This is a genomic window from Heyndrickxia acidiproducens DSM 23148 (assembly GCF_000374345.1).
GTDB lineage: Bacteria > Bacillota > Bacilli > Bacillales > Bacillaceae_C > Weizmannia > Weizmannia acidiproducens.
The window spans coordinates 1-13420 of record NZ_KB894038.1; the positions used below are offsets into that span (position 1 = coordinate 1).

The following is a 13420-nucleotide window of genomic DNA, read 5'->3' on the forward strand; positions in this document are numbered from 1 at the left end:
AGTGGCGGAGGCAGCGGGCATGAACCGAGCCATGCCGGTTTTGTAGGAAAAGGGATGCTGAGTGCGGCTGTCTGCGGGGAAGTATTTACTTCGCCAACGCCGGACCAGATTTTTGAAGCGATAAAAAAAGCGGACCAGGGTGCCGGCGTATTTTTAATTGTGAAGAATTACACGGGTGATGTGATGAATTTTGAAATGGCCGAGGAACTGGCTGAAATGGAGGATATCAAAGTCGAAAAAGTAATTGTTGATGATGATATCGCCGTGGAAGACAGCACCTATACAGCTGGAAAACGCGGAGTTGCAGGAACTGTGCTTGTCCATAAAATGCTCGGGGCCGCGGCTGCATCCGGCTATTCTCTGGAAGACATCAAAACATTGGCAGACCGCTTAGTGCCGGCTATCAAAACGATTGGTGTCGCGATTTCCCCGGCAACCGTTCCGGAAGTCGGCAAACCGGGTTTCGAATTGGGGGCGGATGAAATGGAATACGGCGTCGGGATCCACGGCGAACCGGGTTACCGGCGCGAAAAAATCAAGCCGTCAAAAGAAATTGCGAATGAACTGGTTACCCAGCTGAAAAAGGCATTTAATTGGCAAAAAGGCGACCACTATGCTTGCCTTGTCAACGGGCTGGGTGCAACACCGCTGATGGAACAATATATTTTTATCCATGATGTGCAGGCCTTACTGGAAAAAGAGGGGCTGGTTGTCGATTTTAAAAAAGCCGGCAATTTGATGACATCCATTGATATGGCGGGCCTCTCACTGACCCTTTTAAAATTGGAAGACGAGTCTTGGGCGGACTATTTAAAACAGCCTGTAGAAACGCCGGCATGGGTGTAAAAAGGAGAAGTGATCGAGATGTTAACAGTAGATACAGCTGTTGATTGGCTGAAAACATTTGCGGCCCAAGTGGAAGAACAGAAAGCGTATTTGAGCGATTTGGATTCCGCAATCGGGGACGGCGACCATGGGAGTAATATGGCGCGCGGCACGAAAGCGATGGCGGACAAACTGGAGGAGGGCGGTTTTAAAACCGTCCAGGATGTGTTTAAAACCGCTGCGATGGCGCTGTTGAGCAAAATCGGCGGCGCATCCGGACCGCTTTACGGGTCGGCGTTGATCGCAATGGCCAAACAAGCCGGTGAAACGGAAACAGATGTAGCGGGGATCGTAAAAGCAGGCCTTGCCGGCATCCAAAAACGCGGGAAAGCAGCGCAGGGCGAAAAAACAATGGTCGATGTCTGGATCCCGGTCTGCGAAGCGCTCGAAGCAGGGACTTTAACAAAAGAAGTCATTCAAAGCGCCGTGGCCGCAACAAAGGACATGAAAGCGACCAAGGGCCGGGCCTCTTATCTCGGCGAACGCTCTGTCGGCCACCTGGATCCGGGCGCTGTATCGAGCGGTTATTTATTTGAAGCACTACTGGAAGGCGGGGTTCTTCATGCATAAAAAGACTTATGGCATTGTCATCGTTTCCCATATTCCGGAATTGGCAGCAGGGGTTGCCCGTTTACTGGGCGAAGCAGCCAAGGATGTTTCGATTACGTATGCGGGCGGCACGGATGAGGGTGAAGTTGGCACCAGCTTTGAAAAAATCTCGGCAGCGATTGCGGAGAACGAAGCCGATGATCTCTTCGGCTTTTACGATCTCGGCAGCGCGAAAATGAACTTGGAAATGGCCATGGAAACATCGGACAAAAACTGCCGGCTCATGGATGCTGCCCTTGTGGAAGGCGCCTATACTGCCGCCGCACTGATTCAGGCTGGCGCGGAAGTCAATACGGTACTCGAACAGCTTGAGCCTTTGAAAGTGAAATAAAAACAAGCACAACTTCCAATCTGTGAAAGAATAGATTGGAAGTTGTTTTTTGTAAATAGATGACATGAGGACATTGAAGTTCTATGGAGCGGATACAAACAAAGCGGAAACGGTCGCGAACTGGGAACGTTTGGTTATGAGGAATATACGGAAGTCAAGCAAATCAATCATAATCTGGTGATTGAGCCAACAGGGCTTTATTAACCGCCCGCCTCTGAGATGACGGGCTTTACCCCAAGCTAAAAAACTTCCAATTTATGAATTGGAAGTTTTTTTGAGTTGATTTAGTTTTCAAGTGTCCCGCTCCATGTTCTAAAACATGGAGAGGGGCAAACCAGGGCCCGTGCACACCCGTTTACAAAGATATTTTTTCAACTCCGGCAGCAGCTGAAATGGCTTGTTTTAAAATGTCCAATCCTTCCTGCAGCTGATGATCTGTGATAACGATTGGCATCAGGATCCGGATGACATTGCCGAAAATGCCGGCGTTCAGCAGAAGCAGACCGCGTTTATTCGCTTCTTCTACGACGCGGTTCGTCAATTCTTTGTCTGGTTCTTTTGTGCCTCTGTCTTTTACGAGTTCAATCGCACACATTGCCCCAAGCCCCCGGATATCACCGATAAATTCAAATTCTTTATACCAGGCCGAGAAAGTATCCATTACGGTTTGGCCGATTTTTTCCGCCCGTTCATTAAGTTTTTCTGATTCGATAATATCCAGTACAGCAAGACCGGCAGCGCATCCGAGCGGGCTGCCGCAATATGTCCCGCCCAGTTCCCCGGGATTGGCGGCATCCATGATTTCACTTTTGCCAATTACACCGCTTAATGGGACGCCGGCAGCCAATGATTTTGAAATGGTGATCAAATCCGGAACGACATCAAAATGTTCAATGGCAAAATAACGGCCGGTGCGGCTAAAGCCTGATTGGATTTCATCCGACACAAATAAAATGCCGTTTGCATGGCAGTAATCATAAACTGCCTTCACAAATTTCTTACTTGGGACAATAAAACCGCCTTCCCCCTGAATGGGTTCCATCACTACCGCGGCAACCATTTCCGGTGCCACATCGTTTTTAAAAAAGTTCTTGAATTCTTCAATCATCATCTCATCGTATGCTTCATCGGTCAGATTGCCGGGTTTGCGGTAAAAGTAAGGATACGGCGCTTTATACACTTCAGAAGCAAAAGGCCCGAATTCGTATTTGTACGGCTTTACTTTGCTTGTCATTGACATCGTCATTAATGTTCTGCCATGGAATCCGCGCGAGAAGCTGATGATCGCCGGGCGCTTCGTATATTTGCGTGCAATTTTAACGGCATTTTCAACTGCTTCTGCGCCGCTGTTCAGGAAAATCACCTTTTTTTCATCGTTGCCTGGCGCGATGGCAGCCAATTTTTCAGCCAGTTCCACATACGATTCATACATCATGACGTTGAATCCGGTATGAATAAAATGATCCAGCTGATTTTGTATAGCGGCAACCACTTTTGGATGATTATGGCCGACGTTTAAGGTTCCGATGGCGCCTGCAAAATCTATATAAGTATTGCCGTCAACATCTGTTACAATGGCGCCTTTTGCTTCTTTGGCAAAGGCGGGGATGCCATAGCTGACGCCGCGCGGGACGGCTTTTTCTCTTCTTTCAAGCAGATCTTTTGCTAATGCTCCCGGTAAATTTGTTTTTACATTTGCATAAGTCATATCATACGCTTCCTTTCATTAAATCGTATTTTTTTTAATATTGGAAAGGGGAAGTTCGACAGGTTTTTCCGTACTTTCGAAATCCAATTCGGGCGGCTCTGTCTTGAACCCCTTTGTTAAAAAAGCTAGATAAATCAAACCGATGGCAGCCCAGATGCAGCCAAGGATTTTGGCGTTTTTGTCCAAATTTAAGAATAGTCCAAAATCTAAACAGGCGCCGATCAAAGGGACGAGGAGATAAAGCAGCATGTTTTTCCCGGACCGCTGTTTCCCCCTGATGTAATAAAAGAAAATCACATCCAGATTCACAAAAATGAAAGTCAGGAATGCGCCAAAATTTACAAAAGATGTTGATGTGGTGATATCCATATTTAAAGCAAACAGGGCAATGATACCAATTAAAACAATATCAATAATCGGTGTCTTCGTTTTTGAATTCAAATAGCCAAATATTTTCACAGGCAGCACGCTGTCTCTGCCCATGGCATACAGCAGCCTGGCTCCGCTTGCCTGGGCTGCAACGCCGGAAGCAAACTGGGCAATAATTATACCGGATAGGAAAATGGCGCTGAATATGTTACCTCCGATTTGTTTGGCAATTTCAATAGCGGCGGAATCCATATTTTTAAAGTTTGTATAGATTGGTTGAACGAGATGCAGAAAATAGGATGAGAGAATGAAAATAATCCCGCCAATTAAGGTAATCAGGAAGATGGCTTTAGGAAGTGTTTTTTCTGGGTGAATGGTTTCTTCCGACATCGTTGTGACAGCGTCAAAGCCTAAGAAAGAATAGCAGGCGATTGAAGCGCCGGCCAGAATATATGCCAGGGAAGCATCGGTGTTAAAAAACGGGCTGCTGCTAAATAAGGCATGGCTGCCATTTTCAGAAACAATGTCTGCGACTGATAACGCAAGGAAAATGGCAACGACCAGAAATTGAAAGACCATCATCAGCATATTTACATTTGAAGTCATCTTAACGCTTATAAGATTGATTACTGAGGTAATCGCAATAAATCCGATAATCCAGACCCATGATGGAACCGATGGAAATGCTGAGTTCAGGTAAACGGCGCCGATCAGCCAAATTACCATTGGCAAGAAAATATAATCGAGCAGCACGGCCCAGCCAATCATAAAGCCAAGATGCGGATGAATGGCTTTGCGGGTATATGTATAAGCCGATCCCGATTTTGGAAAAGCCTTTACCATTTTTCCATAGCTGTAGGCTGTAAACAGCATGGCGGCCAATGCAACGATATAGGCTGCCGGTACGGTGCCGTGTGTCGTTTCAGCTAGGACGCCATATGTCCCGAACACAATCATCGGTGCCATATAAGCAAGACCGAATAAAATGATTTGCGGAAGTTTTAAAGTGCGTTTTAAGTGAAGATGATTCTCCATACATTAAACCCTTCTTCCATATTTGTTATTCTCGTAATATCGCCTCTGACAAAAGGGTGGGATATAATTCAACTCTTCTGTCTTTTAAATAGTTGACCTTCTTATCCTTCTGCTCAAATAAAGGGACATGGACGATTTCAAGCCGCTCACCATTTCCCAGTTTTTTGATCACACTGCCATTACCATCAACAGCAACGCTTTCACCGAAGAAATGCATGCCATTTTCGTCACCTGTCCGGTTGCACAGGACGACCGGCACCTGATTTTCCATGGCCCGGCTTTGCGCGTATATCGATTGATTGTTTTCATAAGGCGACATATTGGCAAGCGGAACTAAAATCAGGTCAGCTCCTTTTAGACGTAATTCCCGTGCCGCTTCCGGAAACTCCAAATCGTAGCAGATCATGCAGCCAAGTTTTCCGAGTTTCGTTTCAAAAATAGAAAGCACATCTCCCGGCTGGAATGCTTCTGTTTCCTTATCAAATAAGTGCGACTTGCGGTAGATGCCTATTATCTTTCCTTTATCATCAATTAAAGCAGCAGCAATATGAAAAGCACCGGCTCTTGCTTCGGGAAATGAAAAAAGCGCATGGATACGGTGGTTCTTACAGGCATTTTGCATGAAACGGATACTTTTGCCTGTGGCAGGTTCTGCGAAAGTGTCCAGTTCTTTTGAAATGCTGTAACCTGTTAAAGACAGCTCGGGAAAAAGGATAAGCTCAGCCTGATGTTTTTCCGCCAGCGCCATCATGGCATCCATTTTTTGGAGATTATAGGATTTATCACCGAGATGCGGCGTGAATTGGGCGATGGCAATATGAACCATTTTGCATAAAACCCCTTCTTTTTAAGTTTTTTGTGTACAAAAATTGTATACAATTTTGGAAGATAAGAAACATTAAATATATTTGTTGACAATTTTGGCAATAGGGACGGAATGTGAATATTCTTTAGAAAAGTCAATATCATTCTGGATGGAATTTACATGATGAACTGCCAATGCTTTAGCGGATTCAGGCTGCCGGTTTTGAACAGCCTCAAAAAGTTCAGCATGTTCGTCTATTGCATTGGCTTCTTTGTGTTCAGATGCATCATAGAAAGTTAAAATAATATGCGAAAGTGTAATCATCTTTCTAAGTGACTCGATCAAGAATAGATTTCTTGAGGCCTCTACTATACTGATATGAAAATTTTTCGTTGCAACTAATGATTTGTGGAAAGATTTGTCTTTAATAAGTATTCTTTCTTCTTCAAGGAAATGCTGCATTTTTTGAAGCTCAATATCTGTTGCATGAATGGCAGCAAGTTCAATGGCCCGCGGCTCGAGCAATTGGCGCATTTCAAAAATCTGTTCAGCCTCAGACGGGGATGGGCAGTAGACGAATGCTCCCCGTTTTGGCTTCAGTTCAATTAAAGAGTCGAATTTCAGCCGCTGAAATACAGTACGGATCGGTGTACGGCTAACACCGAATGTTTCGGCGAGCAAACTTTCTTTTAGCTGCTGGCCTGGCGGAAGATCCGCATTTAAAATCGCATCACGTAAAACTTGATAAATTTTTTCTTCTGTCGTTTTCGTTCCTGTAACCACAGCATCACTTCTTTTTAATTATTATGTGATTTTAAATTAACATAAATATTTTCAAAAAACAATTAACTTGTTAGGAAGTCTATCACTATTTGAAATATGAAAATGGGCGATTTGTTGAATGGGAGGTAGATTTTTGACAAATAGCCCGGCGCTCCCTATAATGTAGGCATTAACATGACACCTTTATCCCAACATAACAGGCAGTAAGACGCCCACCTCAAGATTCAAGGAACGAAGAAGATAGGTAGGAGATCAAACTGCCTGTAAAGTTCCGATTGGTTCAACTAACCGAGTGAGGGATAAAGGAAAACCGCCACTGATGGAAGTTTCGTTTTATCAGTGCTATGCTGTTTCGGGTTTGAACCTATAAGGAGAGACTATGATGGAAGTGAGCATTCCGCTTGATTTTAACCAAATGAAAGAAATAAAAGTGGAACTGACGCGGTTTATGATGTCTTATAAATTTGCGCTCCACGAGGTCATGACGAAAATTGATATTTTAAAAGATGAATTTCAATATATCCACGACTACAATCCGATTGAACATGTCAATTCCAGAATAAAATCACCGGAGAGTATCTTGGAGAAAGTAAATCGAAAAGGATACAACTTATCATTGCAGACAATCAGGGAACAGATCCGTGATATTGCCGGCATTCGTATTACCTGTTCGTTTATCTCGGATATTTACGAAATCAGCAGAATGATCCAGCAGCAAAATGACGTGAAACTGATCGAATGCAAAGATTATATCCAGCATCCGAAACCGAACGGCTACCAAAGCCTCCATTTAATCATTCAGATTCCGATTTTTATGTCGGATCGCGAAGAACATGTCTACGTTGAAATTCAAATCCGGACGATTGCGATGGACTTTTGGGCAAGCCTGGAACATAAAATTTACTATAAATACGACAATGAAGTGCCAAGTGAATTAAAACAGGAATTAAAAGAAGCTGCAGACCAGGTAGCTCAGCTCGATAAAAAAATGGAAAACCTGCAAAAAGAGATGAAGGAGATCCGCAAAATCAACGAAAATAAAAGCATTCAAAAACTGGTGATTGATACAGAGGATATTAAGGTGCCGGAGGATTTTTTAAAAGCTGCATTAAATGATGCGGGTAAAAAGGGAATGGTTTAATCAAACCATTTGCAAATTTACCGGAGTTTATTCAGTTTGAGATAGAAAAACTGGGTGAGAAAATTTTACCGGTATTGAAAAAAGCAAACCAATACACATTTTAATCGAGGCCGTTTTGTGGCGGTTGCCATTTTACTTATTCTGCTGCTGATGATTCCGAAGCAACAGTCAGGCGAAAAATAGAACCGAGATGAATTTCATAAGTGGAATGAACGCTATCGCAGGTGAAAATTAAACCTAAGATGAAGTACATAAGCGGAATGAACGCTATCGCAGGTGAAAAATAGCACTGAGATGAATTTCATAAGCGGAATGAACGCTATCGCAGGTGAAAAATAAACCTAAGATGAATTTCATAAGCGGAATGAACGCTATCGCAGACCAAAAAGTCATCTAAAATAACGTTCATCGATCAAATACACGATCTCAAAATAAAAATCCATTTCAATTGCTGTTCATACCCCGCTCGCTTCTTTCGTATTTAACAGAAGTAAGGCTTTCGTGTTTACGGTGGTGGGCTTGCCGTATTGTGTGAAATCGATTATTTTAAGGTTCGGGCTTTTCCCTGCGTTTAAACGAAAAAAACTGCAGCCAGATTGTACAGGCGCTGCAGTTTTTTTGTTTATTCGAAATGAAGCTGGTAGTCTTCAGATTTGATCATTTTCAGCTTTCTTGAGAAAACATAAATCAGCCCGATGTTCAACAAGACCGGCAGAATAAAGAAAGTGCTAAGCATGATTGCAATATTTTTCACAGTCCAGCCGCCGTCAGCCAAATGCATAAAGTTCAGCGGCCCGACTAATCCGGATAAACCGAATCCGGCGCTGTACGGGGTACCCTGGATATTGAAGAGCCCGGCGAGTGCGCCTAAAACCGCGGCTGTAATAAGCATTGGAAAAGCAATTTTCGGTTTCATGAAAAAGTTTCGCATTTGGATTTTCGGTGAGCCGAGGACGTGGGCAAGGGCTGTGCCAAGCGAATTGGCTTTATAACTGGCGATTGCGAACCCGACCCCCGCCGCGCAAATACCGAGATTCGCAGCGCCGGAACCAACGCCGGACAACATGATCACAGTGGCGACCCCGACGGTTGAGAGCGGCGATAAAATAATCAGGCAGAAAATGACAGCAATGATGGCACCCATGACAACCGGCTGCATGCTGGTAACATTGGCAACCCCAATCCCGATTAACCCGGTAGCCGCTTTTACATATGGCAGGATGGTAAGCCCGATCATTCCGGGAATTAAGATGCTCAACGTCGGCAGTAAAAGGATAGAGTAAGATTTTAACCTTGTGCCGACCCATTGCACAAATAAAACAGCCAAGGCAGCCGTAATCCCGGTATTAATCACAACGCCAATCCCGTTTAACTGGAATAATCCATCTGCTGTTTTTTGGACGGCGCCGCTGCCGACCATGGCTGCGATGCCGATACTGGCAATCTGGATGGATGTTAACTTAAAAGCAATTCCAACCATGACGCCGATCAATACCGGCAGCAGACTCATCACTATGACCGTGATGTCGAGTACTTGCTGCAAAAACGGTGCATGGGGAATGATTAATTTTAAAATTTCCCCGAGCAGTGCGTTCGGGATAAGCGAGACAACTATGCCAATACTCATGCCGGTTAACAATTTGTTGAAGAAATCCTTCATTATGATAGCCTCCGTTTTTTTCAGACTATAAGAAAGCGTTTTCCAAATAGCAGGCACAGATAGCGGTTCCAACCCGCGGGCCCCCCTTTCTAAAGAAAAAACGCGATCCGGCGCTCGGGTTAAATGCTCCCTGCCTGTCTTGTAAGCTTGATTATATATAACATTCAGACTAGAGTCAACGATTTTTTTTAATGCTTTACCGCGTGTGCGCATGTACGTGTAAAAGTATGCTGATTTGTCCTCCATGTGTTTATCATGTGCCTGATAAAAGTGCATTTTTGCAGCAGTTTGCAACATATACCTGTGGAAATTGGGGACAATTTCGATTAAAATAGAAGTTATGCGAAAAAGAATTGAACTGAAAAGAGGGTTATAATGGAAAAGGAATCCATTTTTGGATTGACGATGGATCAGCTCAGCGATTGGATGCTTGAACACGGCCAAAAAAAGTTCCGCGCCCAGCAGGTTTGGGAATGGTTGTATCAGAAACGTGTCAAAAATTTTTCCGATATGAAAAATGTCAATAAAGAATGTCTGCAGCTTTTGGATGAGCATTTTAGTATTCATACCTTACAGCAGGTTGTGAAACAGGAATCAAAGGACGGTACGGTAAAATTCCTGTTTCAGCTGCAGGACGGCAATTTGATCGAAACTGTTTTGATGCGCCAGCACTATGGCCTGTCGGTTTGTGTGACAACCCAGGTAGGCTGCAACATTGGCTGTTCGTTTTGTGCAAGCGGCCTGCTGCGCAAAAACCGTGACTTAAAGAGCGGTGAAATTGTTGAACAAATTATGTACGTGCAAAAGCATTTTGATGAAGCAGGCCATGGTGAACGGGTCAGCCATGTGGTAGTCATGGGGATAGGCGAGCCTTTCGATAACTTTGAAAATCTTGTCAACTTCCTTGAAATCATCAACTCGCAAAAAGGGCTGGCCATTGGTGCACGCCATATTACGGTTTCAACAAGTGGCCTTGCCCCGAAAATCTACGAGTTTGCCGATTTGAATCTGCAGGTTAACCTTGCGATATCTTTGCATGCGCCGAATAATGAACTGCGCACGAGCATTATGAAGATCAACCGCGCCTATCCACTGGAAAAGTTAATGCCGGCGATTGATTATTATCTAAAGAAAACAAACCGCAGAATTACGTTTGAGTATATCTTACTGAAAGATGTCAATGACCATAAGGAGGAAGCACAGCAGCTGGCACAATTGCTGCACGACAAGCGCCACTTAGCGTATGTCAATCTGATCCCTTACAATCCGGTCAATGAGCACATTCAGTATAAAAGAAGCGACCAGGAAACCATTATGGTATTTTACGATACGCTTAAGAAAAACGGCATTAACTGCGTTGTCCGCCAAGAACACGGCACAGATATCGATGCTGCATGCGGACAGCTGCGCAGCAAACAAATCAAAAAAACAAGCAAATTGGCATAATCCTGCAAATCAAAGGGGCCTGTCCCGATTTTCGTAACGAAATTACGGAAAGCGGACAGGCTCCTTTTTTATGAAAAAGTTTAAAAACTGGGTGGAATGGGGTAAAGATTGGATACCTGCATTTTTTGTGTCAGGAAAATAGCGCATAGCGATTTGTTTGTACATATGCGCAAAATCTATTACGAGAGAGGACCGATAACTTATGAGAAACAACGATGATCCAGACGGCGGGAGACTTAGGAGTACAGAGAGGGGAGAAGTGTTGGGAAGGAAGAAAAAATCCTTTTCCCAAAAAACATTTTTACGCCTGATCACGATTATTTCTACTTTCGGAGGCTTGTTATATGGATATGACACCGGTGTTGTCAACGGTGCACTGCCTTTTATGTCGAGGCAGGACCAACTTGGCTTAACCCCGTTTACGCAAGGGCTGGTGACAAGCGCCCTGCTTCTCGGCGCTGCGTTTGGCGCTGTTTTTGGCGGAAGGCTCTCTGACCGGAAAGGGCGCCGCAAACTGATCATGAGTGTGGCCTTGGTGTTTTTAATTGCAACACTGGGCTGTTCCATGGCCCCGAACGTTGAACTCATGGTCACCTTCAGATTTATTCTCGGCCTCGCTGTCGGAGCTACTGCCGTTTCAGTCCCGGCCTTTTTAGCCGAGCTGTCTCCGGCAGAACGGAGAGGAAGATTGGTCACGCAAAATGAATTAATGATCGTTACCGGGCAGTTATTGGCTTATATTTTCAACGCGATTTTAGGCAATATGTTTGGAGAGGCCGGGAACATTTGGAGATATATGCTGGTGATTGCGACTCTTCCAGCTGTGTGCTTATGGCTGGGGATGCTGATCGTTCCGGAAAGCCCGCGCTGGCTGGCTGCAAAAGGAAGGTTTGGGGAAGCACTTGAAGTATTACGGAAAGTAAGAAAAGCAGAACGGGCAAAGCTTGAATTAAATGAAATCAAGCAGGCTATTGAAGAAGACTCACGGATCAGAAAAGCAACGATGAAAGATTTAAAACTGCCGTTTGTGCGCCGCATCGTTTTAATCGGTATTGGAATTGCAGTGATCCAGCAAACCACAGGCGTCAATTCGATTATGTATTATGGGACTGAAATTTTAAAAGATGCCGGATTCTCTACTGGCGCAGCCATGATCGGAAATATTGCAAATGGACTCATTTCGGTGCTTGCCACGTTTGTCGGGATCGCGCTCCTGGATAGAGTCGGGAGAAGGAAAATGCTGTTCACCGGGTTAATGGGGACAACTACTGCACTGTTGTTAATCGGAATCTGTTCAATCACTTTAAAATCTTCAGCAGCCCTTCCATTCATTATTCTTAGTTTGACAGTATTATTTTTAGGCTTCCAGCAAGGTGCGGTTTCACCTGTTACCTGGTTGATGCAGTCAGAAATTTATCCGATTTACTTACGGGGACTGGCAATGGGAATTTCCATCTTCTGCCTGTTTACGACAAACTTTCTTGTCGGTCTGCTGTTCCCTGTCTTATTCAATGCAATCGGACTGTCGGCCACCTTCTTTATCTTTGCCGGTTTAGGCATCATTGCCATGGCCTTTGTGAAAAAATATGTTCCGGAAACAAAGGGACGTACCTTAGAAGATATTGAACATACTTTCCACAAACATGAAAAACGTTATTTTGCCAAAAAGAAAGCAGCGGGCATAAAAACAGCTGAATCGTAAAACTTCACCGCCGTGGAGTTGACCAATTAATTTTTCAAAAAAGGGCGGAAATAAGCCCTTTTTCTATGTATGTGCATAAAATAAAATAAGAATCATTTCCAAAACATGTGAAGTTTTCTAACCAAAAACAGGACATACTTGCAAATTAGGTATATAATAGGGATGAAAAGACAGATTTTACAAAAAATTTTCTGGCAAAAGGGGGGTGATTCACGATGCTGGGACATTGGTTTAGCAGGAAAAGGAATTCTAAATTCATCACCATTGTATCGCCGATTGCCGGCAATATGATTCCGTCAAATGACATATCAGACCCTTCTTTTAAAGGAGTCGCTATCCGGCCTCTCGAAGGAAAAGTCTTCTCGCCTGCAAAAGGAAAAGTCACCCATGTAACCCCGGAAACCTGCACGATCGGATTAATGACGGAACAAGGTCTGGAAATTAATATCCGCCTCATTCAAGATGAACTGTTCACAGAAACCGAAGAATTTGTAATATTGGTTAAGGAAGGCGACATGATATCGGTTGGCGATCCGCTTATGGAATTTTCATTACAGCTGACGGATGAGAGAGTGGAAAATATTGTCTCTTCCGTGATGGTCGCGAATATGGACCGGGTGGAAAGCGTGGAAGTTCCGCCGGCACAGACGATTGGCCTCAACGACTGGGTTATGCGTGTGAAACTGAAATCAACAGAAAAAGCATAAGTTATATTTGTATGAGTAAAGGGGCGTGGCATATATCTTTCACGTTGGGGAGTACCATAATCATATGTAAAAACACCGTAAAGATCAACAGTCTTTACGGTGTTTTTTTGCGGTTTAAGAGGAAAGCGCCCTCCGCATTTCGAATGTCCAGCTGCGGCTCCTATCGGCTAGCGGATTTCTACGTCTTTTCCCTGCGATAAGTCAACATCGATTCGCCTTATCAGGCTCATCGTGTTTCC

At 44.2% G+C, this 13420-nt stretch carries 12 protein-coding genes; 7 read left to right on the plus strand and 5 right to left on the minus strand.

The annotated features are described in order from the left end of the window. From dhaK to dhaM, 3 genes are all read left to right on the plus strand, one after another. On the plus strand, positions 1–846 hold an 846-nt coding region (gene dhaK, locus C232_RS0116670; protein ID WP_018665290.1), incomplete at its 5' end, for a dihydroxyacetone kinase subunit DhaK. Between the two features lie 18 nt (positions 847–864). Further along, a complete protein-coding gene (dhaL, locus tag C232_RS0116675; protein WP_018665291.1) occupies positions 865–1455 on the plus strand; it encodes a dihydroxyacetone kinase subunit DhaL in 591 nt (196 codons plus the stop codon). Next, positions 1448–1825 carry a dihydroxyacetone kinase phosphoryl donor subunit DhaM gene (gene dhaM / locus C232_RS0116680; protein ID WP_018665292.1) on the plus strand — a complete coding sequence of 126 codons (378 nt, stop codon included), beginning with the start codon at positions 1448–1450 and terminating at the stop codon, positions 1823–1825. Before dhaL ends, dhaM begins: the two co-directional genes overlap by 8 nt. A gap of 355 nt (positions 1826–2180) precedes the next feature. On the opposite strand, the gene gabT is transcribed toward dhaM, so the two are convergent. From gabT to C232_RS0116700, 4 genes are all read right to left on the minus strand, one after another. Further along, complete coding sequence (gene gabT / locus C232_RS0116685) at positions 2181–3533, minus strand: 4-aminobutyrate--2-oxoglutarate transaminase (RefSeq protein ID WP_018665293.1); 1353 nt, start codon at positions 3531–3533, stop codon at positions 2181–2183. An 18-nt stretch (positions 3534–3551) separates the two neighbouring features. After that, a complete protein-coding gene (locus tag C232_RS0116690; protein ID WP_018665294.1) occupies positions 3552–4937 on the minus strand; it encodes an APC family permease in 1386 nt (461 codons plus the stop codon). A gap of 25 nt (positions 4938–4962) precedes the next feature. Then, positions 4963–5763 carry a carbon-nitrogen hydrolase family protein gene (locus C232_RS0116695; protein ID WP_018665295.1) on the minus strand — a complete coding sequence of 267 codons (801 nt, stop codon included), beginning with the start codon at positions 5761–5763 and terminating at the stop codon, positions 4963–4965. Between the two features lie 72 nt (positions 5764–5835). Next, the gene (locus tag C232_RS0116700; protein WP_018665296.1) at positions 5836–6525 is read right to left on the minus strand and encodes a GntR family transcriptional regulator; all 690 of its coding nucleotides are present in this window, start codon (positions 6523–6525) and stop codon (positions 5836–5838) included. 382 nt (positions 6526–6907) lie between these two features. On the opposite strand from C232_RS0116700, the gene C232_RS0116705 reads away from it, so the two are divergent. Continuing rightward, a complete protein-coding gene (locus C232_RS0116705; RefSeq protein ID WP_018665297.1) occupies positions 6908–7666 on the plus strand; it encodes a GTP pyrophosphokinase in 759 nt (252 codons plus the stop codon). 622 nt (positions 7667–8288) lie between these two features. Here C232_RS0116705 and C232_RS0116710 read toward each other — a convergent pair. After that, positions 8289–9326 carry a PTS sugar transporter subunit IIC gene (locus C232_RS0116710; protein WP_026314653.1) on the minus strand — a complete coding sequence of 346 codons (1038 nt, stop codon included), beginning with the start codon at positions 9324–9326 and terminating at the stop codon, positions 8289–8291. 375 nt (positions 9327–9701) lie between these two features. Here C232_RS0116710 and rlmN point away from each other — a divergent pair, with 375 nt between their 5' ends. The 3 genes from rlmN (at position 9702) to C232_RS0116725 (ending at position 13181) form a co-directional block, all read left to right on the plus strand. After that, positions 9702–10772, plus strand: coding sequence for a dual-specificity RNA methyltransferase RlmN (rlmN, locus tag C232_RS0116715; RefSeq protein ID WP_018665299.1), 1071 nt, complete (start codon positions 9702–9704; stop codon positions 10770–10772). Positions 10773–10974: 202 nt separating this feature from the next. Further along, entirely contained in the window at positions 10975–12474 is a 1500-nt protein-coding gene (locus C232_RS0116720; protein ID WP_040400254.1) for a sugar porter family MFS transporter, read from the plus strand. A 215-nt stretch (positions 12475–12689) separates the two neighbouring features. Beyond that, a complete protein-coding gene (locus C232_RS0116725) occupies positions 12690–13181 on the plus strand; it encodes a PTS sugar transporter subunit IIA (RefSeq protein ID WP_018665301.1) in 492 nt (163 codons plus the stop codon). The last annotated feature ends 239 nt before the right edge of the window (positions 13182–13420 follow it).

Bases quoted from the DNA above. Each gene is read 5' to 3' on its own strand.
- dhaL (WP_018665291.1), top strand. From the start codon at position 865: ATGTTAACAGTAGATACAGCTGTTGATTGGCTGAAAACATTTGCGGCC.
- dhaM (WP_018665292.1), top strand. From the start codon at position 1,448: ATGCATAAAAAGACTTATGGCATTGTCATCGTTTCCCATATTCCGGAA.
- C232_RS0116695 (WP_018665295.1), bottom strand. From the start codon at position 5,763: ATGGTTCATATTGCCATCGCCCAATTCACGCCGCATCTCGGTGATAAA.
- C232_RS0116710 (WP_026314653.1), bottom strand. From the start codon at position 9,326: ATGAAGGATTTCTTCAACAAATTGTTAACCGGCATGAGTATTGGCATA.
- C232_RS0116690 (WP_018665294.1), bottom strand. From the start codon at position 4,937: ATGGAGAATCATCTTCACTTAAAACGCACTTTAAAACTTCCGCAAATC.
- C232_RS0116725 (WP_018665301.1), top strand. From the start codon at position 12,690: ATGCTGGGACATTGGTTTAGCAGGAAAAGGAATTCTAAATTCATCACC.
- rlmN (WP_018665299.1), top strand. From the start codon at position 9,702: ATGGAAAAGGAATCCATTTTTGGATTGACGATGGATCAGCTCAGCGAT.
- gabT (WP_018665293.1), bottom strand. From the start codon at position 3,533: ATGACTTATGCAAATGTAAAAACAAATTTACCGGGAGCATTAGCAAAA.
- C232_RS0116720 (WP_040400254.1), top strand. From the start codon at position 10,975: ATGAGAAACAACGATGATCCAGACGGCGGGAGACTTAGGAGTACAGAG.
- C232_RS0116705 (WP_018665297.1), top strand. From the start codon at position 6,908: ATGGAAGTGAGCATTCCGCTTGATTTTAACCAAATGAAAGAAATAAAA.